We start from the raw sequence: 24,178 nt of genomic DNA on the forward strand, positions 1-24,178 counted from the left end.
GGCGCCACGGGCAGGGCCGCGCGAGGCGCCACGGGAGGGGCCGCGACCTTGCGGGCGCTGCGAATCGGGGCCGCGCGTCGAGCCGCCGGTTTTGCGAGGTGGTTTGGACATTCGCGCCCCCATACCTGTTGATCGCCCGTTCATCCAGCCTTCCCATGATCGGATTGGCCCACTATCCCGAATTGGGGCCCGATCGGGCCTGTTTTTGAACCTCTCGTGGCGGTTTGCCTCATTCGAACCGTCTCTTGCCGGAGAATTGGTGCATGTCCGAGCCCGCCGCCGCGAGCCGCTCTTCCGACCGCCTCGGCTGGCGCCGCACGTTGCTGGCGCTGGGCAATCGCAAGATGGGCTTCATGGCGATCTTCGGCTTTGCCAGCGGGCTGCCCTTCGCGCTGTTCCTTGGCACGCTCTACGCCTGGCTGAGCGAGGCGGGGGTGGACCTGGAGACGATGGGCGTGTTTTCGCTGATCGGGCTGGCCTATGCCTTCCAGTTCCTCTGGTCGCCCTTGCTCGACCGGGTGGACCTGCCGGTGATGCGCACGCTGGGCAAGCGCAAGCAGTGGATCGTTACCGCACAGGTGCTGCTCGGCGTGATCCTGGTGACGCTCAGCGCGCTCGACCCGCGCACGCAGCTGGGTTGGTTCTCGCTGCTCGCGGCGATCGGGGCCTTCGCCTCGGCCACGCAGGATATCGTCATCAACGCCTGGCGCATCGACGTGGCCGACGAGGACGCGCCGATCGACCTGCTCTCGACCGTGTACCAGATGGGCTACCGCATGGCCTCGCTCGCGGGCGGGGCGCTGGGGCTGATCCTGGCGGCGCGGATCGGCTGGCCGCAGACCTATCTGGCGATGGGCGTCATCCTGCTCGCGATCGGCATCGCGGGGCTCTTCGCGCCCGACGCCGAAGCCAGTGCGCCGAGCGCGGAGGAAGAGGACGCGCTGCTCGCGCTGCGTCAGAAGGGTGAGCTGACCCCGCAGGTGCGCCTGCGCGCGATGCTGATGGTCGGCGCGCTGTGGGGTGGGGCGCTCGTCAGCGTGATCGCCTTCATGGTTCTTTCGATGACTGCGGCGCCGGCTGACCGGCCCGATCCCACTGCCTTCATCGCGACCGCGGGGCCGCTGATCGTCATCGCCACGATCGTGCTGCCCGCACTGATCGCGGGCTGGCTGGTCTCGCAGCAGCGCAAGGGGCGCAACGTGCTGGTCGAGGACCTGCACCACGAAGCGCACGGCTCGCCCGTCGTCGATCAGCTTTACCGGGCGCTGCTTTTGCCGCTGGTCGAATTCGTCGGACGGCTGGGCTGGTCGCTCGTCCTCATCATCGCGCTGGTGCTGACCTACCGCATCTGCGACGCGATCTGGGGTACGTTCGCCTATCCGTTCTACCTTGGCTATCTCAAGTATACCAACGACGAGGTGGCGATCGCCTCGAAGTTTTTCGGGGTGGGGGCGATCGTGCTCGGTCTTGCGCTGGGCGGAGGGCTGCTCGGTTGGCTCGGGCGGATGCCGACGCTTTTGCTGGGCGCGGTGCTCGCCTCGGTGACGAACCTGCTCTACGCCGATCTGGCGGCGGGCGGGGCGCACATGGCCGCCGTATCGAACGCGCTGGGCGTCACCCGGCTGGTCGAGGCGCTGGGCGGCGAGCCGCGTCTGGCAACGCTGATGGTTACCATCGGGGCCGAGAATCTGGCCACCGGGATCGCCGGGGCGGCCTATATCGCCTGGCTCTCCTCGATCGTCGCCAAGGGCTACAGCGCGGTGCAGTACGCGCTCTTGTCCTCGCTCACGCTGCTGGTCGGCACGCTCGGGCGCGGGGCGCTGGGCCAGATGATCGAGCAGCAGGGCTACTACGCGATGTTCATCTTCGTGACATGGATCGGGCTGATCGGCATCGTGCTGACCTGCCTGGAGTGGTGGCGTCAGGCGCACCAGCAGCGCCGGGCCGGCCGCGAGCAGAAGAGCGCCTGAGCGTCGCGGCTGCGGGCGTGCCCGCGCTTGGAGCCGGATTTCTGGTTTACGCTCTTACTGCAATCGACTCGCAAAAATCCGGTTTTGCTAGGCAGGCCTTCGCCCGGTCTGTATGAATATCGCCAGAGACACGATGAACTATCAGAGCGGGGCGAAGGGCTGTCCGCAGCATCGGGATCTTGGAGTTTTGACTATGCGCGTCGCCTTCAAACGGGCTTGATGCACTGGCCCCAGAGCCGAACAGTCGTCGCAGTGATTTCTTGTCACCGATATTCGCGTGGTGAGGATGGAGACTTTCCCGATTGGACCTGTCCTTGATCGGCATGATCGCAAAGCTCATTTGAGCTCAGCTGTGTCTTCGCGTGCACGGCTGAGTTGGGATGAGTTCGAGAGCGGGGCACGACGCCGTCCGCCGCATCCTGCCTAGGAGATAGGAAATGGTCGGATTGTCCGACATCGGCATCCTGATCGGGATCATCGTCGCCGTGCTGGTGGCGATCGGCATCATCACCGCGCGGCTCTACAAGCGCGCCAGCAAGGAAATCGCCTTCGTGCGAACCGGCGTTGGCGGCGAGCGGGTGGTGATGAACGGCGGCGCCATGGTGCTGCCGGTGTTTCACGAGACGATGCCGGTGAACATGAACACCGTGCGCCTTGCCGTGGAGCGCAAGAACAGCGACGCGCTCATCACGCTCGACCGCCTGCGGATCGACGTGAAGGCGGAGTTCTACGTGCGCGTGCGCCCCGATGCCAACGCCATTGCCATGGCCGCGCAGACGCTGGGTGCGCGCACGATGCACCCCGAGGCGCTCAAGGATCTGGTCGAGGGCAAGTTCGTCGATGCGCTGCGTTCAGTCGCGGCGGGCATGTCGATGAACCAGCTCCACGAACAGCGCGCCGATTTCGTCCAGAAGGTGCAGCAGGTGTCGTCCTCGGACCTGGCGATGAACGGGCTCGAACTGGAATCGGTCTCGCTCACCGGGCTCGACCAGACCAGCATCGAGCACTTCAACGCCAACAACGCGTTCGACGCCGAAGGTCTCACCAAGCTGACCGAGCAGATCGAGCTGCGCAAGAAGACGCGCAACGACATCGAGCAGGACACTCGCGTGCAGATGGAGACCAAGAACCTCGAAGCCGATCGCCAGTCGATGACGATCCAGCGCGACAACGAGTTCGCGCGCCTCGAACAGGAGCGCGAGGTCGAGATGCGCCGCGCCGAGCAGACCGCCGAGATCGCGCGCGAACAGGCCAAGCGCACGCGCGAATCGGATGAAGCCCGGATCGAGGCCAAGCAGCAGGTCGATGCGCGCCAGATCGAGGCGGATCGTTCGATCCAGGAAGCCAAGATCGCGCAGGCCCAGGCGGTTGAACTGGCGCGGCAGGAACAGCAGATCGCGATCCAGAACAAGAGCCGCGAGGAAAGCCAGGCCAAGTCGCAGGCCGACGAGGCCCGCGCCAAGGCGGTCGCCGCCGAGGAGCAGGTCACGACCAGCCGGCAGACCGAAATCGCCGAGCGCGCCAAGCGGATCGAGCTGATCGAGGCGGCCAAGGAGGCCGAGCGTCAGGCGATCGCGATCAAGGTCGAGGCCGAGGCCGAAAAGGAAGCCGCGTCCAACCGCGCCGAAGCCGCAAGGCTCGAAGCCGAGGGCGAGGCCGAGGCCGAGAAGCTGCGCGCCGAAGCCGCGCGGGTGCGCTTCGAAGTCGAGGCGGCGGGCCAGCGCGCGATCAACGAGGCGGCGAACCTGTTGTCTTCGGACCAGATTTCGCTGCAGATGAAGATGGCGCTGCTCAAGGTCCTGCCCGAGGTGGTGCGCGAGAGCGCAAAGCCGATGGAGGCGATCGATTCGATCAAGATCGTCCAGGTCGACGGGCTGACCCAAAAGGGCGGCACGGGAAGCGGAACCACAAGCGCCGGGATCGGCGGCTCGGGCAACCTGGCCAACGATGCGGTCACCGCCGCGCTCGCCTACCGGGCGCAGGCGCCGATGATCGACGGGCTGATGAAGGAACTGGGCCTCGACGGTTCGAGCCTGGCGAGCCTGGTCCAGGGCGCGGCCGCTGTGGCCCCTGTCACTGCGGGGGTGGACGAAGCCTCCTCGGCCGATGGGGTCTATCGTCCCAAGGCTGTCAACTAAGACGTCCGGCTTCACGCGCTTGCGCTGGTGCCAGAGCCCGGCAAGGCATGGACCTTGCCGGGCTTCTTTTTGGGCGGGGACAAGGCGGCGCGGCGCTGCTCGGCCGGACTCTGCGTGTCGAGCCGCCGTTGTTCGATCCGATTGGCCTTCTTAGTCTAAGTGGAAAGTTCTGTTTTGATGAATTTTTCTCGTAAATCCATTTCATTCAATTTGAATGAATTTCCATTTCGCTCCGATTATAATTGGAAGAATTGATAATAGTAATCGTAAAATAAAATTTTGTCAGTCTTGGCTGCTTTGTAGGATCGCTTCTCCTTATGGGAGTTTTTGGATTATTTTTGTGGGGGCGAAAATGAGTGTCGAGGTTAAGGAAAGTGAAGTTGGAGCGGAACGCATGGCCGTGCTCATGCGCGCAAAGGGGCGGGCCGAGGAGGTGGCCGCTGCCTTCTGTCCGCCCATGCGGCAGGGCAATCAGAAGGCGGCAGCAAAGCCCGTTCGCGCGGGGGATGCGGTCGCCGTCGAGGCTACGGTCAAGACCCTGGTGAGCCATACGATGTACCACGGCGGCATCCACACCCTGCTTGACAAGGGCGTGATGGAAATGCGGGCGCACAGCCTGGCGAGGGTGCTGCCAGCCGGGGTTCAGGAGGACTTCGTCGCAGCCAGCCTTACGTTGCCGGCACAAGTTGCGGTGACGTTTTTCGGTCGGCTGGTGCCCGACAAGCCCTATCTCATGCGCTCGCAACTCGTCAGCTATCTGTCCTATCCCGGACGGCACCTGACCAATGGCGAGGCGGGCATCATGTTCGCCGAGGACGATGCGGACAGTTCGATCGATGCCAGCATCACCTTCATCGGCCAGTTCATCGATCACGACCTGACGCGCGGGGCGCTCAACCTGTTCGATACCGCCGTGCGCAAAAGTTACATCACATTGCATCCCGACCTGGCGGAAGCGCTGGCCGAGGAGCCGGACAACGAGGCCTCGCCCTTCATCGACCTCGATAGCGTCTATGGTGGCCGCAGAGATCCCGAAAAGCCGCATTGCACGATCACGGTTCCGATGGATGAAGCGACCGGACAGTTCGAACTCAAGCCCGTCGCTGGTGGCGGCTTCGACGTTGTGCGTGATTCAACGTCCGGAATGGCGCTGATCGGCGATGGCCGCAACGACGAGAACCAGATCGTGCTGCAGGTGCACATCCTGCTCATGCGGGTTCACAACGCCTATGTGGAGGCGTTGAAGGCGAAGGCTCCCGCGTTGGACGCCAACACCACCTTCAAGGCGGCGCGAGAGAAGACGATCCTCACCTGGCAGGCCTATGTTCTGCACCACTATCTGCCCGCGGTCTGCCGCGCCGACTATGTCGACTGCGTCAAGGCGCGGATTTTGGCAGATCCGATGTCCCTGGTGCATCATCCGGATGGGGGCGATCCCAGGAACCTCACCATGCCGCACGAGTTCGGGATCGGGTTTCGCTTCGGGCATAGCCAGATCCGCAACCAGTACCGGATGAACCGGCATTCCGGCTTTCCCCTGTTCGACAGCCTTTCGGACGGGAGCAACGACTTGCGCGGCGGCAAGCCGCTCGACGCGAGCCGGATCATCGATTGGGGCGTCTTCGTCCAGCAGCCATCGAAACTGATCGATACCAAGGTCAGTCAGGTGGCTTTCGACTTGCCGCAGTCTGCGGTTCCCGATGGGATCAAGCTTGTCGGCAATCTGCCCTTTCGCAACCTCCAGCGCAGCAACGACGTCGAGCTGTGCTGCGGGGAGGACCTGGCCGAGCTTTACGCGAAAGGCTACGCAGGGGCTTGTTCGGTCCCCGTCTATTCCAGGCTTCAGATCGACAAGCAGCGGCCCGATCTTTTCTACCTGGACAACGACGGGAAGAGGTCGGCGACCTTCCGCACGCCCTTGTGGTTCTACCTGCTGCGCGAGGCGGAACTGGCGCGCGGCGGCGATGCGGCGAAGGGGCAGTTGGGGCCGCTCGGCAGCCTGCTCGTCGCCGAAGTGATCCTTAACGCGATCTATCACGCACCGATCTCGATCTTCAAGGAAGGCCTTGCCGACGACACGTTGGTCACCTTCGAAAGTCTGGTTGCGTTCGCCGAGGGCAAGGGGCCGCCTCCGCTTCCCTGAGCCAGAACCCATGATCGACAGGGCCGGGAAACGAGGGTCTTTCCGGCCCTGTTGTCGTCGTGCTAACCGTTCACTTCCTTGACCGCTTCCATCACCACGAAAGTCGAGGTGGTGGCGACGTGGGGCAGGTTGGTGATCTTTTCGCCCATGACCTTGCGGTAGCGGCGCATGTCGAGCGTGCGCACCTTGAGCAGGTAGTCGAAACTGCCCGCGATCATGTGGCATTCCTCGACCTCGGGAATGCGGCGCACCGCGGCGTTGAAATCGGCCAGCGCCTTTTCGTGCGTGCTCGACAGCCCTACCTCGACATAGGCGATGTGATCGAGGCCGAGCGTCGCGGGATCGACGATGGCGCGAAAGCCGCGAATCACGCCCGTTTCGATCAGGCGGCGCATGCGGTTCTGGCACGGGGTCTTGGACAGGCCGACCTCGCGCGCCAGATCGGTGACGGTTTTTCGGCCATCTTCGCGCAACACGGCGATGATACGCCGGTCAATGTCGTCCAGTTCGACCGAATTCGATGTGCTGTCCATGCATTTTGCCCAAGTTGAAACCAATCTTTGGTCCAAGCGATCATCTAAGTGGCACTGAAAAGTCAGACTGCCAATCGTGAATCGGATAGCCTCGCGCGATGACCGGGACCAAGACCATGCACACACCTTTCGCCGATTTCGCCCCGCCCCTGCGCCAGCCCACGGACCTGCGCCGCGCTGTTACTGCGGCTTGCCGCCGGGAGGAGGCGCACACGCTCGCCCCGCTGATCGAGGCCGCGCGTTTTCCGGGCGAGCGGCGCGATGCGATCCGCAAGACCGCGACCTCGCTGGTCGAGGCCATTCGCCTGCGCCAGAAAAGTTCGACGCGGCTGGGCAGCGTGGACGCGCTGATGCAGGAATATTCGCTCTCCAGCCTCGAAGGCGTGGCGCTGATGTGCCTGGCCGAAGCGCTGCTGCGCATTCCCGACGACGACACGCGCGACGCGCTCATCCGCGACAAGATCGGCAAGGGCCAGTGGCGCGAGCATGTGGGCGGCAACCGCCCGCTGTTCGTCAACGCGGCGACCTGGGGGCTGGTGGTCGCGGGCAAGCTCTATGGCGGGATCGACGGCAGCGTGGACGATCAGGGGCTGTCGCGGGCGCTCAGCCGCCTGATCGGGCGCGCGGGCGAGCCGGTGGTACGGCGCGGAGTGGACCTGGCCATGCGCATGATGGGCGAGCAGTTCGTCACCGGGCAGACCATCGCCAAGGCGCTCAAGCGCGCGCGGGAACTGGAAGCCAAGGGCTTTCGCTATAGCTACGACATGCTGGGCGAGGCCGCGGTGACCGCGGCCGATGCCGAGCGCTACTATCGCGACTACGAAAACGCCATTCGCGCGATCGGTGCGGCGGGCAAGGGCAAGGGGGTCTATCAGGGGCCCGGAATTTCGATCAAGCTCTCCGCCCTCCACCCGCGCTACGCGCGCGCCAAGGCCGGGCGCACGATGGACGAACTGCTGCCGCGCGTGAAGGCGCTGGCGCTGCTCTCCAAGGGCTATGACATCGGCCTCAACATCGATGCCGAGGAAGCCGACCGGCTCGAACTGTCGATGGACCTGCTCGAATCGCTGGCGCTCGATCCCGATCTGGCCGGCTGGAACGGGCTGGGCTTCGTGGTGCAGGCTTACGGCAAGCGCTGCCCGCAGGTGATCGACTGGCTGATCGACCTTGCCGAGCGCGCGCAGCGGCGCATCATGGTCCGCCTCGTCAAGGGGGCGTACTGGGACGCGGAGATCAAGCGCGCCCAGGTCGACGGGCAGCGCGATTTTCCGGTCTATACCCGCAAGCGCCACACCGATGTTTCGTACATCGCCTGCGCGCGCAAGCTTCTGGGCGCCCCCAGGCAGATCTACCCCCAGTTCGCCACGCACAACGCGCAGACGCTGGCCACCGTCTATCACCTCGCCGGACCGGACAGCTACACCCCCGACCAGTACGAATTCCAGTGCCTGCACGGCATGGGCGAGGGGCTTTATTCGCAGGTCGTGGGCAAGGACAAGCTGGCGCGCCCCTGCCGCATCTACGCGCCGGTCGGCACGCACGAGACGCTGCTGGCCTATCTCGTGCGGCGCCTGCTCGAAAACGGGGCGAACTCCTCGTTCGTCAACCGCATCGCCGATCCCAAGGTGGCCGTGGCCGAACTGGTCGAGGACCCGGTCGAGGCGGTGCTAGACATGGCCGAGCCCGGCGCGCGCCACGAAGGCATCGCGCTGCCGAGCGCGATCTATCCCGACCGCGCCAATTCGGCCGGACTGGACCTTGCCGACGAGGATACGCTCGCCGCGCTCACGCACGGGCTTCAGGCGACCCTCGCGCAGCCCTGGTTCGCGGCGGCCGAGGGGGTGACGGGGACGGCGCGCCCCGTGCGCAATCCGGCCGACCATTGCGACGTGGTGGGCGAGGTCATCGACACGCCCGCGGCCTACGCGCCCGAGGCCATGGCCCGCGCGCGCGCCAGCACCTGGGGGCTCTTCGCGGTGGAGGAGCGCGCGCTTATCCTGGAGAAGGCGGCCGGGGCGATGCAGGCCCAGATGCCGCGCCTGATGGGGCTGGCCATGCGCGAGGCGGGCAAATCCGCCGCCAACGCCATTGCCGAAGTGCGCGAGGCGATCGACTTCCTGCACTATTACGCGCTTCAGGCGCGCCAGACCTTCGGCAGCGCGCAAAAGCCGCTTGGACCGATCGTGTGCATCAGCCCGTGGAACTTCCCGCTGGCGATCTTCACCGGGCAGGTCAGCGCGGCGCTTGTCGCGGGCAACCCGGTGCTGGCCAAGCCAGCCGAGGAAACCCCGCTGATCGCCGCCGAAGCGGTGCGCATCCTGCACGAGGCAGGGGTTCCCGCCGATGCGCTGCAACTGCTGCCGGGCGATGGCGAGATCGGTGCGGCGCTGATCGCGTAGGAGGCCGTCGCGGGGGTCATGTTCACCGGCTCGACGCAAGTTGCCCGGATGATCCAGAAGCAGCTTTCGGGCCGTCTTCACGAAGACGGCCTGCCGATCCCGTTCATCGCCGAGACGGGNCCGGATGATCCAGAAGCAGCTTTCGGGCCGTCTTCACGAAGACGGCCTGCCGATCCCGTTCATCGCCGAGACGGGCGGGCAGAACGCGATGATCGTCGATTCGACCGCGCTCGCCGAACAGGTCGTGGGCGATGTCCTCGTCTCGGCCTTCGACAGCGCGGGTCAGCGCTGTTCGGCGCTGCGCATCCTGTGCCTGCAGGAGGAAGTGGCCGATCACACGCTGGCCATGCTCAAGGGCGCGCTCGCCGAACTGGAGGTGGGCAATCCCGACCGGCTCTCGGTCGATGTCGGCCCGGTCATCACCGAGGAGGCGCAGGACCGCATTCTGGACCATATCGAGACGATGCGCGGGCGCGGGCACAATGTCGAACAGGGCGCGCTCGACGCGGCCGTCAGCGGGCGGGGCACGTTCGTTGCGCCCACGATCATTGAGATCGGCTCGATCGACGACGTCGAGCAGGAAGTCTTCGGGCCGGTGCTCCACGTCCTGCGTTTCAAGCGGCGCGATCTCGATGCGCTGATCGATGCCATCAACGCGACCGGCTATGGCCTGACCTTCGGCCTGCACACGCGCATGGACGGCACCGTGGCGCATGTTCTCTCGCGCGTGCGGGCGGGCAACCGCTACGTCAACCGCAACCAGGTGGGCGCCATCGTCGGGGTCCAGCCGTTCGGCGGGAACGGCCTGTCGGGCACGGGTCCCAAGGCGGGCGGCCCGCTCTATCTCGGGCGGCTGGTGAGCCATGCGCCGCTGGTGCTGGCGCCCTCGGGCGTGCGATTGCCGCTGGTCGATGAATTCGTGGCCTGGCTGGCGAAGAAGGAATGGTTCGAAGGGGCCGCGCAGGCCCGCGCGATCCACACCGCCAGTCGGCTTGGCTCACGGGTCGAACTGCCGGGGCCTGTGGGTGAGCGCAACGAATACGAACTGCACCCGCGTGGTCGCGTCCTGCTGCGCCCGCGCACCCGCGCCGGGCTGATCCGCCTGATGGCGATGGTGCTGGCCACCGGCAACACCGCCACGATCGAAGGGATGGACCTGCCCGAAGGGCTGCCCGAAGCCGTCGCCGCCGCGTTCCGCCCCGAACCCGATGCGCCGCTCGTCGCGTGCGTGGTGGAGGGGGGCAAGGAAGCCTTGCTTCAGGCGCTGGCAGACATGGCCGAACGCCCCGGCGCGATCGTTCCCGTGCGTCCGGCGGGTCGTCCGGGGCCTGGCCTTGCCTGGCTGCTTGAGGAAGTCTCGATCTCGATCAACACCACGGCTGCGGGCGGCAACGCCAGCCTGATGATGATCGGCTGACCGCAATTCCGAACTGTCAGCCTCATCTCTCTTGGCGCATCGTTGATCGCAAGGGATGAGGCTGGCAGTCACGGGAGCCCGAGGGCGATGGCCCTCGGAAAGCCCTGCTTTCCTTGATTGAGAGCCTCCAAGCTCACGCCGGGCAGGGGGCGCTGCCTTGCGCGCTCCCGCGCTGTTCGCGGCGATAGAGCGCGAGCGTGACGAGGTACGTGGCGAGCCCGCCGAGCGAGAGCGCGGCGCCGATCCACCCGGTCGACGACAGCCCCCAGCCTGCGGTGATCGCCATGCCGCCCAGCCAGGGGCCGAGCGCGTTGGCGGTGTTGAAGGCGCTGTGGTGCGCGGCGGCGGCCAGTTGCTGGGCATCGCCCGCGACGTCCATCAGGCGCGTCTGGAGGATCGTGCCGAGCCCGCCGCCAAAGCCGATCAACAGCGCGTCGAAGGCGAGCAGCCAGATATTCCCGACCACCAGCGGAAACAGCGCGAGCGAGGCGGCGACCCACAGGAAGGCGATGATCGAAGCGCGGTCCTGGTCGCGGTCGGCCATCCAGGCCCAGAACAGGTTGCCCGCGGTCATCCCCACGCCATAGACGGCGAGCACCATGGGCACGGAGCTGTCGGGCGCCTTGGTCACCTCGAGGATGGTCGAGGCGAGGTAGGTGTAGACGCAGAACATCCCGCCAAACCCGATCACCCCGGTGAGCAGCGTGAGCACGACCTGCGGGCGCTTGAACGCGGTCAGTTCGCGCAAGGGGCTCGAATCGGGATCGGAAGACTGCGCGGGCGCGAACAGCAGCACCAGGCCCATCGCGATCAGCGCGAGCACGGCGACCACGCCGAAGCCGAAGCGCCAACTGATGAGCTGTCCCAGCATGTTGGCGGCGGGAACGCCGATGATCGTGGCGATGGTGAGGCCGGCAAAAACGCGCGCCACAGCTTGCGCGCGCTTGTCGGCGGGCACCAGCGAGGCGGCGACGAGCGCGGCGACGCCGAAGAAGGCGCCGTGCGGCAAGCCGCTCATGAAGCGGAATGCAAGCAGGACGGGATAGCTGCCAGCCGTGGCGCTGAGCCCGTTGCCGAGTGCAAAGAGGCCCATCAGCGCAACCAGCAGCGTGCGGCGCGACAGCCGCGCGCCGAGCACCGCGAAGACCGGCGCACCGACGACCACGCCCAGCGCATAGGCGCTGATGGCGTGACCGGCTTCGGGCTCGGTGAGGTGCAGGTCGCGGGCGAAGAAGGGCACGAGGCTCATGGCGGCGAATTCGGTCGTGCCGATCGCGAAGGCACCCATGGCGAGCGCAAGCGTGACGAGGGCCGGGTGGACCGGCCGGGAGGGGGGCAAGGTTTCGATGGTCATGTTGCGGTGCAGTATAGTGCCAAAACGGCGGATTTTGGAGGGGGTGTCGGGTGAATGGAGCGCACTTTGGTTGCAAACTGCGCAATCAATATCCGTTCGACTGCAACTCATGGCGGATGGGCGCGCTTGGCGTGCGGGCATGGCCGTGGCTGCGAGGTGGGGTGCGATTTGATGAACGGTGTAATGTTTTGAGGTATGATTCTGTGGTGTTAAGTTGTTATCAAATGCTATTTTTGAACATTTAAGGCATATGCGTATAGTATTCGGTATATATCTATTATCGTTTGTGTGGACATTATTTTCTAAATTTCTTGGCTGTCGATGAAATTCATTGCGGGAGATGGCATCGTTGGCTGAAGATGCGCCTGGTTCCGGCGGTTCTTGCAATGGGACGAGGGAGAGGGGCGCTATGGCGATTGCCAATGCGGCCTGGTTCGATCGTGAGGAAACGCGGCTGCGCGCCATGGGGCACAACATCGCGATCAATCCGGCACGCCGGGCCGCCCCTGTGGTCACGGGCGCCAATGGGGCGCAGCAGTGCCTGCTTTCGAACGGCGGGATCATCGATCCGCAATCGCGGGTCCTGGCGGGTCGGCACCAATCTGGTGCGCTTCGGTTCGGGGGGGGGGGGCTGGTCCCGCAGGCGGCGGTGCGCGAATTGTGCTGCGTGGCCATCGAATGGAGCGACATGACGCTCATCATCCAGGCCCGCACCATCCGTCCCTTGCTGGTCTACGAAGGTCCGGGGGCACCGGCTAAGGTGTGCGGCGGGGCGTCTACCTCGATGGCGGCAGGGCGCGTAACCTCGGGCTCAAGCAGACCTTCATTCCTGGCCTCAGCGACCCGGATCTGCGCCGCGATGCGCTGATGATAACCGGCTACGGCATCCTGCCGCACGCGCTGTCGAGGATGGGCTATCTCGAACGGGCGATGCCCTGAGCCCGCGTTGAAGTGTTGCCTTGCGCTCCACCCGGCGTGATGCGGGCGGAGCGTAAGGCTCCGTTTCAGAACACCGGGTCGAAGCCGGGGGGCAGTTCGCTCGCCGGGCCGTTATCGTCCTCGCCCGGCTTGTGGATGCCGCACTCGGTCTTGTCCCAGCCACGCCAGCGGCCCGAGCGCGGGTCCTCACCCGGCGCGACCTTGCTGGTGCACGGCATGCAGCCGATCGAGGGATAGCCTTGCGCGACCAGCGGGTGGGCGGGCAGGTCGTGCTCGGCGATATAGGCCTCGAGCCGTTCGGGGCTCCAGTCGATCAGCGGGTTGATCTTGAGCCGGCCCTGTTCGTCGGTCGTGTCGATCTCAAAGCGGGGCAGGGTCTTGCGGGTCGAGGACTGGAAGGCCTTGCGCCCGGTGATCGTCGCGTCAAAACCGACCAGCGCCTTGGCCAGCGGCTTGACCTTGCGGATCTCGCAGCAGCCGTCGGGATCGTAGGACCAGCGCAGGCCGCTCTCGTCCTTCTTGGCCAGTTCGGCCGCGTCGGGAGTGAGGTTGACGAGGTTGGTCAGGCCCAGACGCTCGATCAGCTGGTCGCGGTAGGCGAGCGTTTCGGGGAAATGCTTGCCCGTTTCAAGGAACAGCACCGGCAGGTTGGGGTCGATCCGGCTGACGAGGTGAAGCAGGACCGCGCTTTCCGCGCCGAAGCTGGAGACCTGCGCGACGTCGCCCGCCATCCCTTCCTTGAGCAGCGTCTCGAGCATCTCGCTCGTGTCGGTGCCGCGGAACAGGCGGTTGAGGCGCACCGCGTCGGCTTCGGTGAAGCGCGCCGAAGCGTCGATGCGGTCGGGCAGGCGCGGGGCGGTGCCCTGCGTCGTCGCGTTTTGCTCGGTCATGGGCAAGTCCCTTCGAACAGCAAGGCGTTACGCCGGGTGGCGCTTGGCCCAGATCGGCTGGCGGCCATCGACGGCCGTTGCCTGGTAGACGTTTTCCCAGCGTTCGAAGGCGACCTTCGCATCGTCGGGGTTGAGCGGCTTTTCGGGCGCGAAGGCATCGAACCCGCAGCGGCGCATGTGGTGGAGCATGTCGATCACCAGATCGCCGGTCGCGCGCAGTTCGCCGGTGTAGCCCGCCTCGCGCAGGATACGGGCGGAGGAATAGCCGCGCCCGTCGGTCCAGTTGGGGAAGGCCACCTCGACCAGCGCCAGCCGGTCGAGCGAGGGCAGCAGTTCACGCGCGTCATCGCCGGGTTCTACGCGCACGGCCGTGGCGTTCGACTGTTCGGTGAACGCGCTCACCGTCACTGCGGGGTCGTTCACGGCGTCATCGTCGCGAAAGCGGAATTGCACATCAACCATAGATCGCCTCCTTGAACGGGGCCATGCCGATACGGCGGTAGGTGTCGAGGAAGCGTTCCTCGCCCTGCTTGTTGGCGAGATAGACTTCGATCGCCTTTTCGGTCGCGTCGACCACGCCGTCCTCGTCGAAGCCGGGGCCGGTGATCTGGCCGAGCGAGGTATCCGCGCCCTCCGAACCGCCGAGCAGGAGCTGGTAGTTCTCCTTGCCCTTCTTATCGACGCCCAGGATGCCGATATGCCCTGCGTGGTGGTGGCCGCAGGCGTTGATGCAGCCCGAGATCTTGAGCTTCAGCTCGCCGATCTCGGCCTGCTTTTCCGCCGAGCCGAAACGCTCGGAAATCTTCTGCGCGACCGGGATCGATCGCGCGTTGGCGAGCGCGCAGTAATCGAGACCCGGACAGGCGATGATGTCGCCCACGGTGTCCAGGTTGGGGGTCGACAGGTCGGCCGCGTCAAGCCTTTGCCACAGCGCGTAGAGATCGCGCTTCTTCACGTGCGGGAAGACGATGTTCTGGGCGTGGGTCACGCGCAGTTCGTCGAAGCTGTATTCCCGCGCGAGATCGGCCATGAGACGGATCTGGTCGCTCGTCGCATCGCCCGGAATGCCGCCGATCGGCTTGAGCGAGACATTCGCGATCGCGTAGCCGGGCTGCTTGTGCGGGTAGGTGTTGCGATCGAGCCAGAGGCGGAAATCGGGATCGTCGCGGTCGTCGGGATCGACCTCGCCGCCGGTCTCCTGCGCAAACGGCGGATCGGTAAAGAAGCCCTGGATACGCTTGAGTTCGGCCAGCGGCGGTTCGATCGGCTGGGTCAGCAGATGTGCGAATTCGGCGTCGACTTCCCTGGCGTAGGCCTCAAGGCCCAGCTCGTGGACGAGGATCTTGATGCGCGCCTTGTACTTGTTGTCACGCCGCCCGTAGCGGTTGTAGACGCGCACGCAAGCCTCGGCGAAGGTGATCATCTGGTCGATGGGCACGAAGTCGCGCAGCTTCTTGGCGATGAACGGGGTGCGACCCATGCCGCCGCCGACGTGGAATTCGGCGCCCAGTTCTCCCGCGTCGCTGCGCACCAGGCGAATGCCGATATCGTGCAGGCGCATGGCCGCACGGTCGATCTCGCTGGCGATCACCGCGATCTTGAACTTGCGCGGCAGGACGAGAAATTCGGGGTGGAAGCTCGACCACTGGCGCAGCAGTTCGGCGTAGGGGCGCGGGTCGGCCACTTCGTCCGCCGCGGCGCCCGCGTACTGGTCCGAGGAGATGTTGCGGATGCAGTTGCCGCTGGTCTGGATGGCGTGCATCTCGACCTTGGCGAGATCGGCCAGCGCGTCGGGCGTATCGTCGAGCTTGATCCAGTTGTACTGGATGTTGGTGCGCGTGGTGAAGTGCCCGTAGCCGCGATCGTACTTGTCCGCGATGTCGCCCAGCGCGGCCATCTGCGTCGAGTTGAGCGTGCCGTAGGGGATCGCGACGCGCAGCATGTAGGCGTGGAGCTGGAGGTAGAGGCCGTTCTGCAGGCGCAGCGGCTTGAACTGGTCCTCGGTCAGTTCGCCCGCGAGGCGGCGGCGCACCTGGTCGCGGAATTCTTCGACGCGGGTATCGACCATCTGCTGGTCGTAGTCATCGTACTTGTACATCAGATCACCCAGTTCACGGCTGCAGGGTCGGCGGGCTTGAGCGTCAGGTCGGGGCGCACGGTGGGGCCAAGCGCGCGGATGCGCTCCTTGATGTGCGCGGGGCGCACGCCGTCCGCATCCTTTTCGCCGTCGATCACGTAGGCGCCCACGACGTTCTGGACGCCTTCCTCGCGCGCGATGATCTTCGCGCCCTGATCGGCGACATCCGCGCTCTGGTTGACGTCGAGCGACCAGCCAACGCCGGTCCACCAGATGACGGCCCCGCTCTTGAGGTCATTTCCGGTCACGATTTTCACTGCTGAGCCTCCAGCGCAAGGGTGCAAATGGTGTGGTCGGGCACGCCGTCCTCAATCCCGGCAACAGCACCGATGACGATGAGCGCGGGGCTCGCCACCTTTTCGCGGGTGACGAGATCGGCCAGCCCGGCAAGCGGACTGCGCAGCACGCGCATGTCCGAACGGGTGGCCTTTTCGATGACGGCGACGGGTACGTCAGGGGCAAGGCCGTCAGCCATCAGCTTCTCGCTGATCTGCGCGGCGGTGGCTAGCCCCATGAAGATGACGAGCGTGCGGCCCGTGCCGGCAAGGCCGGACCAGTCCTGATCGGACAGGCCCTTGCACTGGCCCGCGACGAAACTGACGATCGAGGCGTGGTCGCGGTGGGTCAGCGGGATCTGCGCTGCGGCCGAAGCTCCCAGCGCCGAGGAAATGCCGGGCACCACGCTGACCGGCACACCCGCCGCGCGGCAGGCCTCGGCTTCTTCGCCGCCGCGGCCGAACACGAAGGGATCGCCGCCCTTGAGACGCACCACGTCATGGCCTGCGAGCGCTTCGCTCACCAGCAGGGCGTTGATCGCCTCCTGCTTCATGGTGTGGCGCGAACGGCTCTTGGCGACCGAGACCAGCCGGGCGCCGGCGCGGGCCATGGCCAGAATGCGTGGGTCGACGAGTCCGTCGTGGACGATCAGCGACGCGTTCATCACCAGCCGTGCGGCGCGCAGCGTCAACAGGTCCGGGTCACCTGGCCCTGCACCCACCAGGTGCACGGTGCCGACCGGGGCCGCAGGGCCGGAAAGGGCAGGGGGAACTTGCATGAGCTGCACATGGACGCCTTGCCGTCATCGTGCCAGCCATAATGCCTTTGCGGGGCCTAAGGCGAGCTTTAGTGCCCGGCGCGACCCCTGAAAATCAGGCGCTGCGGGCGCTGTCGAACACCGCGCTTTCGGCGGCGCCAAGCTGCAGCGTCTGCGCCAGCAGGCTGGGGGCGTGGCCGGGGCGGCCAAGATAATAGCCCTGGGCTTCCTGGCACCCTTCGCTCAGCAGCATTGCGAGATGCTCCTCGGTCTCGACGCCTTCGGCAAGGACCGGGATCTTGAGCGACTGGCCCAGCCCCAGCACCGCGCGGATGATCGCCTGGGCCTGCTCGCTCTTGTCCGACTGGAGCAGGAACGACTTATCGATCTTGATCTTGTCGAAGGGGAACGAGTGCAGCGTGTCGAGCGAGGAGTAGCCCGTGCCGAAATCGTCCATCGCGATCCCCACGCCCAGCGCCTTGATCTGGCGCAGGTTGCGCAGCGCACGGGCTTTGTCGGCGATGATCGCGGTCTCGGTGATTTCGAGTTCCAGGCGGCGGGCGGGAAGCCCGGTCTCGAGCAGGACACGCGTGACGGTGGAGGCGATGTCGGGCTGGACCAGCTGGATCGCCGAAAGGTTGACCGCGATGCGGTAATCGTCCTGCCAGTGCATCGCTTCGCGACAGGCCTCGCGCAGGACCCATTCGCCGATCGGGATGATGAGGCCGGCCTCCTCGGCGATCGGGATGAATTCGTCGGGGGGCACACTGCCACGCAGGGGGTGGTGCCAGCGCAGCAGCGCCTCGTAGCCTGACAGCGCGCCGCTTTCGAGGTAGCACTGGGGTTGGTAGAGCAGGCTCAGCTCGTGCCGGTCGATCGCCTGGCGCAGGTCGTTGGCAAGCTTGCGGCGTGCGCGCGCGCTTTCGTCCATGCTCGATTCGTAGAAGCACAGCGATTCGCCGAGCTGGCCCTTGGCGCGGTACATCGCCAGGTCCGCGTTGTTGAGCAGCGTCTCGCGGTCATCGCCGTCCTCGGGGAAGGCGGATACGCCGATGCTTGCGCCGAAATGCAGATCCTGGCCCTCGTGGGTGACCGGGTGCTCGAAGCAGCGTTCCACGCGGCGCAGGAAGTCGTCGAGTTCCTTGGCGCTGGTATAGACCTTGGTCAGCGCGAATTCGTCACCGCCAAGGCGCGCGGCGAACTCGTCCTCCTGCAGCGTTGCCGACAGGCGCCGGGCGATTTCGGCCAGCACCACGTCGCCCCAGGCGTGGCCGAACGTGTCGTTGATGTCCTTGAAGCGGTTGAGGTCGAGCACCGCGACCGCGACCTTACGCTCCTGCGCGCCGGCGAGCGCGATGGTCTCTTCGAGCCAGAGGTTGAGCCGGGTGCGGTTGGGCAGCCCGGTCAGTCCATCGTGCAGCGCCATGTGCTCGATGCGGGCTTCGGACTGGCGCTGGTTGGTGATGTCGTCCATGGTCGTCACCCAGCCGCCGCCGGGCAGTTTGCGACTGGCCACCGAGACGATGAAGCTGTCCGAATATTCCGCGAAAATGGGAGAGGACGCGGCGCCTTGCTGGCTGTCGCACAGGCGCTGGGCGACCTCCTCGATGCGCTCCTCGCAGATCGGCTGGGCATAGGCCTTGGTCATCACGATGCGCACCACGTCGCGCACCGGCATGCCTTCGGGGACCTGCTCGGCGGTCAGGCCGTACATTTCGAGGAAGCGCGCGTTGCGCAGCACCAGATTGCCCTTCGCGTCGAACATGCACAGGCCCTGGTGCATGTGGCTGAGCGCGGCGTCGCGCTGTTCGCCCAGCGTGGCGAGGCTGTCGAGGGTCTCCTTGCGCTCGGTCACGTCGCGGGTGATCTTGGCAAAGCCGATGGCGCGGCCGCGCTCGTCCTTGACCACCTCGATCGTGACCTGCGCCCAGAACCGCGTGCCGTCGCGGCGCACGCGCCAGCCTTCGCCGGTGAATTTGCCGTTGGTGCGCGCCGTATTCAGCGCGATACCGGGCAGGCCTGCGGTGCGGTCCTCAGGGGTGTAGAAGGTGGCCAGCGGCAGGCCGAGCACGTCCTCGATGCGATAGCCCTTGAGCCGCTGCGCACCTGCGTTCCAGCTTGCGACCGTGCCATCGAGGTTGAGCATGTAGAGCGCATGGTCGGAAATCCCGCGCACCAGCAGCGCGAACTGGCGTTCGCTCGTGCGGACCGCGGCGGCGGTCTTGCTCACGATGACGCCCAGCGTGATCGCCAGCGCGATAAGCGCGATGGCGATGCTGCTGACGAGGAAAACCATCGCGCGCGGGGCGATGAGCATCGCGTTGGCACTGATGTGCGAGGGCGTGATTTCGAGTCCGGTCATCCCGGTGAAATGCAGCGTGAGGACCGCCAGCGTCATGCCGCTTGCCGCGCCCACGAAGCCGATGCGGTCCTGGCGCGTGAAGGCCAGGCCAAAGGCGCAGAGCATCGGCAGGACCGCGCCGAGGATGGATGCGATCACGTAACCCGGCTGCCAGTGCATCTGCGCGGGCAGGCGCAGCGCAAGCATTCCGCAGTAGTGCATCGCGCATACGCCCAGAGCCGTGATGATCGCGCCGGTGATGACATGCAGAGCCGTCTGGCGCTGCGCGGCGACGGCCAGGCCGATCGCGGCCATGATGATCGCGATCAGGAGCGAGGCCACGGTGAGCGCGGGATCGTACCCCAGGATAACGCCGGGGGCATAGCCGAGCATCGCGATGAAATGGGTCGCCCAGATCCCCAGCCCGGCGGTGGCGCCGGTGAAGGCGAGCCAGTTCAACCGCGAGCCTTCCCGGCTGCCCAGGGCGAGGCGCAGCAAGACGACGGTCATGGCTGAGGAGAGGATACAGATCAGGCCCGCAGCGACGACGTAGCGCCACGCGTGTTGGTCCTGGATGCAAGAAAGGATTTCCAGCAAGTGTGCGCCCCGTTTTGTTTGCCGTACAACTACGGGTTAACTGGTTACAAAGTTGTAAACGCTTGTTGCCGGGGTGATGCAGGGGATCGGCGCCTTGTTCGGTAAGGGTGATGCCTGGCGTGGTGCCGGTCGCGGGGCACGGAAACGGGGATGGCCGTTTATCCGGTTAGTTTTCGTGGCCGCGCTGGGTTTGCCGCGCTGCTAACTGAATCTTTACCCCCATTCACCAAGATCGAACCGTAAGTGGAGGTTCGGATTTGGCTATTGCCGCTCATTTCGATTCCGGCGAAGGGCTGGGCGCAAGCGCTCGGGCGCACCGCCGCAGGCTTTATCTGGAGACCCGTGGCGTGCTGCCTTCGGGGGGTGAGGCGCAAGTCTCGATACACAACTTTTCCGAAACCGGCGTGCTTCTGGAAACCGGTGTCGAGCTTGAGATCGGGGAAGTGGTCGACATCGCCTTGCCCGAGGCCGGGCCGACCCCGGCGCGGATCGTCTGGGCGAGCGGGGCGCTTTACGGCTGCGCCTTTCTTTCTGCGCTGCCGCCTGCGGTCCTGAGCGCCGCGAGCCTGCGCAGCGCGGTCCAGGCCGAGACCGGCGTCTTGCCCGAGCCGCCGCAGCCAGCGGGGCACGACGCGGCGCTGGGCGGGGAAAGCCTGGGCGAGCGGATCCACCGCCTGCGCAAGCTGCGCGGGCTGACCCAGGGGGAGCTGGCCAACCGGCTGGGCGTGAGCAAACCTACCGTCTGGGCCTGGGAACAGGGCCGCGCGCGTCCGATCGAGGAGCGCATGAGCGGTATCGCCGAGGCGCTGGGCGTGGCCGCCGAGGACCTGCGCCCCGACCGTTTTGCCCCCGGTCTTGCCGAACTCATCGCGCGCTGCCGCGACCAGATCGCCGCGGCGGTCGAGACCGCACCGGAAAAGGTGCGCATCATGATCGAACTGTGATTGCGGGTCATCGTCGCATGAACATGCACCTCAACCTCCAGGAAGGCCTCGCGCTTTACCGGATGCTGGCGGACGGCAGTTCGGACATCGTGCTCAAGACCGATCGCAAGGGCTATATCGTCGATGCCTCGCCCGCGATCGCGCAGCTGGGCCTGGCCGATGCGCAGGCGCATGTGGGGGTGCATCTGCTCGATCTCGTGCGTGAGGACGGCCGCCCGGTCATCGCCGGCGCGCATGGCGATGCGGTGGCCGGGCGCGAGGACGGCAGCTGGGTCGAATTTCCCGCTATCACGCCCGATCAGCGCGAAAGCTGGTACCGTTTCCAGGCGCGCGCGCTGCGCGGCGAGGACGGCGAGATCTACGGCGCGCTCAGCCTGATGCGCAGCATCGATGAACAGCGCACGCTGCGCGAGCAGCTGTTCACCGCCACCTACACCGACCCGCTGACCCGGCTGACCAACCGCTCGGCCTTCGTCTCGATGCTCGATCACATGATCGTGGACGGGATGAAGGGGTGCCTGGGCTTGTTCAGCATCGATTTTTTCCGCTCGATCAACATGAAGCATGGCCAGCACACCGGCGACGAGGTGCTTTGCATCTTCGCCGACCTGCTGCGCGAGATGCTGCGGTCGGACGACATCATCTCGCGTATCGGTTCGGAGCGCTTTGCCGTGCTCCTGCCGCGCACCAGTGCCGAGCAGGCCGAGGCGATCTGCTCACGCGTGGTGACGACGCTTGCGGACTTGCGCCAGAAGGTGGGCGACTGCCAGTTCGCGATCACCGCGAGTGCGGGGGTCGCGCAGATCGAGGGAAGCCTGGATTCGACCATGGAGCGCGCCGAGATGGCGTTGTTCGTGGCCAAGGCCAAGGGGCGCAACCGGCTCGAGATGGAGCGTCGCGATGCGCCGCGGGCCAAGGCCCCTTCGCCGTCCGACCCCGCGCACTTCAACCGCCGCCACGACGATCCGCGCTGATCGCGGACGGGCGCCTGCGCAATCAGGCTCTCAGCGCCGTTCGTCGTCGCGGTCGCTGATCGCGGGCAGGTTGCCGGAGCGCAGCGCTTCGACCAGTTCCTGGAGCGCCTCGCTCGTGCGCAGGTTGATGTCGCGCTGGGGGAAGGGAATTTCGATTCCTTCGGCCTTGAACAGGTGCCACAGCTTCTTGAGCACCTCGGAACGCACGTTGCCGGTGCCTTCCTCGGGGTCGGTGATCCAGCAGTGGATGATGAAGTTCACCGAACTGTCGCCGTAGCTTTCCAGCCAGGCGGTGGGCGGGGGCGCCTGGAGCACGCGTTTCACCGAGCGTGCGGCCTCGAGCATGAGTTCCTCGGCGCGCACGATGTCGGCGTTGTAGGAAATCCCCACCGGCACCTGAATGCGCACGTTCTTGCTCGAGTACGACCAGTTCTCGACCTGATTGATCATCAGGTTTTCATTGGGAATGAGGTATTCCTTCTGGTCGCGCGTGGTGAGCGAGACCGCGCGGATGCCGATGCGGCGGATCTGGCCGAACGTGGAATTGCCCGCCTGGTCGGTGATCGCGATCACGTCGCCTGGCTTGATCGACTTGTCCATGAGCAGGATGATGCCCGCGATCAGGTTGCCGAAGGTCTTTTGCAGGCCGAAGCCGATGGCCAGGCCAAACGCACCCGAAAACACCGTGAGCGCGGTAAGATCGATCCCCAGCAGGTCGATCCCGACGAGGATCGCAACCCCCCAGATGATCAGGCTCATCGCCTTTTCGGCGAGCAGGCGCTGCGTCATGTCGAGCCGCCGGGCGTTGGTAATTAGCCGGTGCGAGAGCTTGCTGGCCCCCCAGGCGACCGAGATCACCAGCGCCATGACGATCAGGACCACGGTCAGGTCCCAGACCGAGACGCGCGTCGCGCCGACCTGGATGGCCAGGCTGTCGAGCGTGTTGACGATGCCGCCGATGGTGTTCGAGTGCGAGGCCACCGCTTCGCGCAAGTCGTCGGCGCTCGCCAGGGGCTGGTCGACGAAGTGGGTCACCGTTGGGGTGGGGGTGGGCGCGGCAACCACCGCGCCCGAAATGTCTCCGGTCCCCGTTGCCGTGGGATCGGGCGTGGAACTGGCCGTGAGCGCGAAGCTCACGACGCCCTCCAGGCGGCCAGCGCCTGTTCGATGTCGGCGATGAGGTCGCCGGTGTCTTCCAGCCCGATGGCCAGGCGCACCGCGTGGCAGTCCGCCTTGGGATCGTTGTCGCTGGCTGGCGGCCAGGCCATGACCGCGCGGATGCCCGCAGGTTTGATCGGCAGCGCCAGGCTTTCGTAGCCGCCCCAGGAAAAGCCGATCCCGAACAGGCCGAGCGCATCGACGAAGCGGTCGCGGTCCTGCGCGCTGCCACCCCGGAAAACGAAGCTGAACAGCCCGCAGCCGCCGGTGAAGTCGCGGGTCCACAGATCGTGGCCGGGCGCGCCGGGGAGCATCGGGCAGAGCACTTGCGCGACTTCCGCGCGGCTCTCGAGGAACTGGGCGATGGTCAGGGCGCTGCGGGTCTGCTGTTCGAGCCGCAGCGCGAGCGTGCGCAGCCCGCGCAAGGCCAGCGCGGCATCGTCGGGCGAGACCACGATGCCCAGTTGCTGCGCGCGCTGGCGCAGGCGGGGGTAAAGCTCGGCGCCCGCGCTCGCGCAGCCCATCATCAGGTCCGAATGGCCGCCGACGTGCTTGGTCAGCGCCATGAGCGTGATGTCCACGCCGCGTTCGAGCGCGGGAAAGCCCAGCGCGCTGGCCCAGGTGTTGTCGAGCACCGAGATCGCGCCCTTGCTGCGCGCGATGCGCGCCAGCTCTGGAATGTCGCAGACTTCCATCGACAGGCTGCCAGGCGCCTCGAGCAGGACGGCGGCGGTCCGGTCACAGAATGCGGCCGGGTAGGCGTCGAGGTCGAGCGGGTCGAAGAAGCGCGTCTCGACGCCGAAATCGGCGAGGAAGCCCATGCCGAAGGCGCGCGTAGGGTCATAGGCGTTGTCGCTGACCAGCAGTACGTCGCCGGGGTTGAGCACCGCGAGCAGCGCGCCGGTGATCGCCGAGAGACCCGAGGGGTAGATGACCGTGCCGGCCGCGCCCGGTTCGAGCGCGGTGAGCGCATCGCACAGCGCCCACTGCGTGGGGGCACCGCGTCGGCCATAGAAAAAGCGCCCGTCCTCGTTGTACTGCGCGTTGGCGGCGAGCGCGGCCGTGCTCTCGTAGAGATGGGTCGACGCGCGCCAGATCGGCGGGTTGACCACCGCGCCGGTCCATTCCTTGCGTCGTCCTGCGCCGACCACCTTGGTCGCTGTGCTCAGGTTCTCGAAATCCTTAACGTCGCTCAAGTCCAACTCCGCTGT

General features: G+C 66.1%; 16 protein-coding genes and 1 pseudogene. 7 read left to right on the forward strand and 10 right to left on the reverse strand.

Annotated features, from left to right (window positions below):
* Nucleotides 1–263: 263 nt before the first annotated feature.
* The 3 genes from MTR62_RS11885 (at nucleotide 264) to MTR62_RS11895 (ending at nucleotide 6,251) form a co-directional block, all read left to right on the forward strand.
* Complete coding sequence (locus tag MTR62_RS11885; protein WP_244021152.1) at nucleotides 264–1,970, forward strand: AmpG family muropeptide MFS transporter; 1,707 nt, start codon at nucleotides 264–266, stop codon at nucleotides 1,968–1,970.
* A gap of 437 nt (nucleotides 1,971–2,407) precedes the next feature.
* A complete protein-coding gene (locus tag MTR62_RS11890) occupies nucleotides 2,408–4,108 on the forward strand; it encodes a flotillin family protein (RefSeq protein ID WP_244021154.1) in 1,701 nt (566 codons plus the stop codon).
* A gap of 394 nt (nucleotides 4,109–4,502) precedes the next feature.
* Complete coding sequence (locus MTR62_RS11895; RefSeq protein WP_244021156.1) at nucleotides 4,503–6,251, forward strand: peroxidase family protein; 1,749 nt, start codon at nucleotides 4,503–4,505, stop codon at nucleotides 6,249–6,251.
* A gap of 62 nt (nucleotides 6,252–6,313) precedes the next feature.
* Here the strand turns inward: MTR62_RS11895 and MTR62_RS11900 are convergent, their stop codons facing one another.
* A complete protein-coding gene (locus MTR62_RS11900; protein WP_244021158.1) occupies nucleotides 6,314–6,784 on the reverse strand; it encodes an Lrp/AsnC family transcriptional regulator in 471 nt (156 codons plus the stop codon).
* Between the two features lie 98 nt (nucleotides 6,785–6,882).
* Between MTR62_RS11900 and putA the strand changes: the two are divergent.
* A pseudogene (gene putA / locus MTR62_RS11905) lies at nucleotides 6,883–10,600 on the forward strand (bifunctional proline dehydrogenase/L-glutamate gamma-semialdehyde dehydrogenase PutA).
* 133 nt (nucleotides 10,601–10,733) lie between these two features.
* Here the strand turns inward: putA and MTR62_RS11910 are convergent.
* Nucleotides 10,734–11,954 carry an MFS transporter gene (locus MTR62_RS11910; protein ID WP_244021160.1) on the reverse strand — a complete coding sequence of 407 codons (1,221 nt, stop codon included), beginning with the start codon at nucleotides 11,952–11,954 and terminating at the stop codon, nucleotides 10,734–10,736.
* A 409-nt stretch (nucleotides 11,955–12,363) separates the two neighbouring features.
* Here MTR62_RS11910 and MTR62_RS11915 point away from each other — a divergent pair, with 409 nt between their 5' ends.
* Complete coding sequence (locus tag MTR62_RS11915; protein ID WP_244021161.1) at nucleotides 12,364–12,822, forward strand: hypothetical protein; 459 nt, start codon at nucleotides 12,364–12,366, stop codon at nucleotides 12,820–12,822.
* A 136-nt stretch (nucleotides 12,823–12,958) separates the two neighbouring features.
* Here the strand turns inward: MTR62_RS11915 and MTR62_RS11920 are convergent, their stop codons facing one another.
* From MTR62_RS11920 to MTR62_RS11945, 6 genes are all read right to left on the reverse strand, one after another.
* Complete coding sequence (locus MTR62_RS11920) at nucleotides 12,959–13,783, reverse strand: phosphoadenylyl-sulfate reductase (protein ID WP_244021162.1); 825 nt, start codon at nucleotides 13,781–13,783, stop codon at nucleotides 12,959–12,961.
* A gap of 27 nt (nucleotides 13,784–13,810) precedes the next feature.
* Complete coding sequence (locus tag MTR62_RS11925; RefSeq protein ID WP_244021163.1) at nucleotides 13,811–14,245, reverse strand: DUF934 domain-containing protein; 435 nt, start codon at nucleotides 14,243–14,245, stop codon at nucleotides 13,811–13,813.
* The gene (locus MTR62_RS11930; RefSeq protein ID WP_244021164.1) at nucleotides 14,238–15,881 is read right to left on the reverse strand and encodes a nitrite/sulfite reductase; all 1,644 of its coding nucleotides are present in this window, start codon (nucleotides 15,879–15,881) and stop codon (nucleotides 14,238–14,240) included. Before MTR62_RS11930 ends, MTR62_RS11925 begins: the two co-directional genes overlap by 8 nt.
* On the reverse strand, nucleotides 15,881–16,177 hold the full coding sequence (locus MTR62_RS11935) for a DUF2849 domain-containing protein (RefSeq protein WP_244021165.1): 297 nt from the start codon (nucleotides 16,175–16,177) through the stop codon (nucleotides 15,881–15,883). The genes MTR62_RS11930 and MTR62_RS11935 overlap by 1 nt, the downstream gene beginning before the upstream one ends.
* On the reverse strand, nucleotides 16,174–16,974 hold the full coding sequence (cobA, locus tag MTR62_RS11940; protein WP_244021166.1) for a uroporphyrinogen-III C-methyltransferase: 801 nt from the start codon (nucleotides 16,972–16,974) through the stop codon (nucleotides 16,174–16,176). The genes MTR62_RS11935 and cobA overlap by 4 nt, the downstream gene beginning before the upstream one ends.
* Before the next feature lie 94 nt (nucleotides 16,975–17,068).
* Complete coding sequence (locus MTR62_RS11945; RefSeq protein ID WP_244021167.1) at nucleotides 17,069–19,891, reverse strand: bifunctional diguanylate cyclase/phosphodiesterase; 2,823 nt, start codon at nucleotides 19,889–19,891, stop codon at nucleotides 17,069–17,071.
* 257 nt (nucleotides 19,892–20,148) lie between these two features.
* Here MTR62_RS11945 and MTR62_RS11950 point away from each other — a divergent pair, with 257 nt between their 5' ends.
* Together MTR62_RS11950 and MTR62_RS11955 are read left to right on the forward strand one after the other, a co-directional pair.
* Nucleotides 20,149–20,835: a helix-turn-helix domain-containing protein gene (locus MTR62_RS11950; protein ID WP_244021169.1), complete on the forward strand. Its 687-nt coding sequence runs from the start codon at nucleotides 20,149–20,151 to the stop codon at nucleotides 20,833–20,835.
* Between the two features lie 17 nt (nucleotides 20,836–20,852).
* Nucleotides 20,853–21,809, forward strand: a complete 957-nt coding sequence (locus MTR62_RS11955) for a GGDEF domain-containing protein (RefSeq protein WP_244021171.1) — start codon at nucleotides 20,853–20,855, stop codon at nucleotides 21,807–21,809.
* A 30-nt stretch (nucleotides 21,810–21,839) separates the two neighbouring features.
* Here MTR62_RS11955 and MTR62_RS11960 read toward each other — a convergent pair whose 3' ends face one another.
* Both MTR62_RS11960 and metC read right to left on the reverse strand, forming a co-directional pair.
* Complete coding sequence (locus MTR62_RS11960) at nucleotides 21,840–22,946, reverse strand: mechanosensitive ion channel family protein (protein ID WP_407672676.1); 1,107 nt, start codon at nucleotides 22,944–22,946, stop codon at nucleotides 21,840–21,842.
* Nucleotides 22,943–24,163 (reverse strand): cystathionine beta-lyase, encoded by a 1,221-nt coding sequence (gene metC / locus MTR62_RS11965; protein ID WP_244021173.1) that lies wholly within the window; start codon nucleotides 24,161–24,163, stop codon nucleotides 22,943–22,945. Before metC ends, MTR62_RS11960 begins: the two co-directional genes overlap by 4 nt.
* Nucleotides 24,164–24,178: the final 15 nt, after the last annotated feature.

Origin of the sequence: Novosphingobium organovorum (assembly GCF_022832435.1) — a bacterium.
Taxonomy (GTDB): Bacteria; Pseudomonadota; Alphaproteobacteria; order Sphingomonadales; family Sphingomonadaceae; genus Novosphingobium; species Novosphingobium organovorum.

Coding starts and splice junctions, on each gene's coding strand:
- MTR62_RS11910 (WP_244021160.1), bottom strand. CDS start 11,954: ATGACCATCGAAACCTTGCCCCCCTCCCGGCCGGTCCACCCGGCCCTC.
- MTR62_RS11900 (WP_244021158.1), bottom strand. CDS start 6,784: ATGGACAGCACATCGAATTCGGTCGAACTGGACGACATTGACCGGCGT.
- MTR62_RS11895 (WP_244021156.1), top strand. CDS start 4,503: ATGGCCGTGCTCATGCGCGCAAAGGGGCGGGCCGAGGAGGTGGCCGCT.
- MTR62_RS11885 (WP_244021152.1), top strand. CDS start 264: ATGTCCGAGCCCGCCGCCGCGAGCCGCTCTTCCGACCGCCTCGGCTGG.
- cobA (WP_244021166.1), bottom strand. CDS start 16,974: ATGCAAGTTCCCCCTGCCCTTTCCGGCCCTGCGGCCCCGGTCGGCACC.
- MTR62_RS11925 (WP_244021163.1), bottom strand. CDS start 14,245: ATGGTTGATGTGCAATTCCGCTTTCGCGACGATGACGCCGTGAACGAC.
- MTR62_RS11915 (WP_244021161.1), top strand. CDS start 12,364: ATGGCGATTGCCAATGCGGCCTGGTTCGATCGTGAGGAAACGCGGCTG.
- MTR62_RS11890 (WP_244021154.1), top strand. CDS start 2,408: ATGGTCGGATTGTCCGACATCGGCATCCTGATCGGGATCATCGTCGCC.
- MTR62_RS11920 (WP_244021162.1), bottom strand. CDS start 13,783: ATGACCGAGCAAAACGCGACGACGCAGGGCACCGCCCCGCGCCTGCCC.
- MTR62_RS11955 (WP_244021171.1), top strand. CDS start 20,853: ATGAACATGCACCTCAACCTCCAGGAAGGCCTCGCGCTTTACCGGATG.
- MTR62_RS11930 (WP_244021164.1), bottom strand. CDS start 15,881: ATGTACAAGTACGATGACTACGACCAGCAGATGGTCGATACCCGCGTC.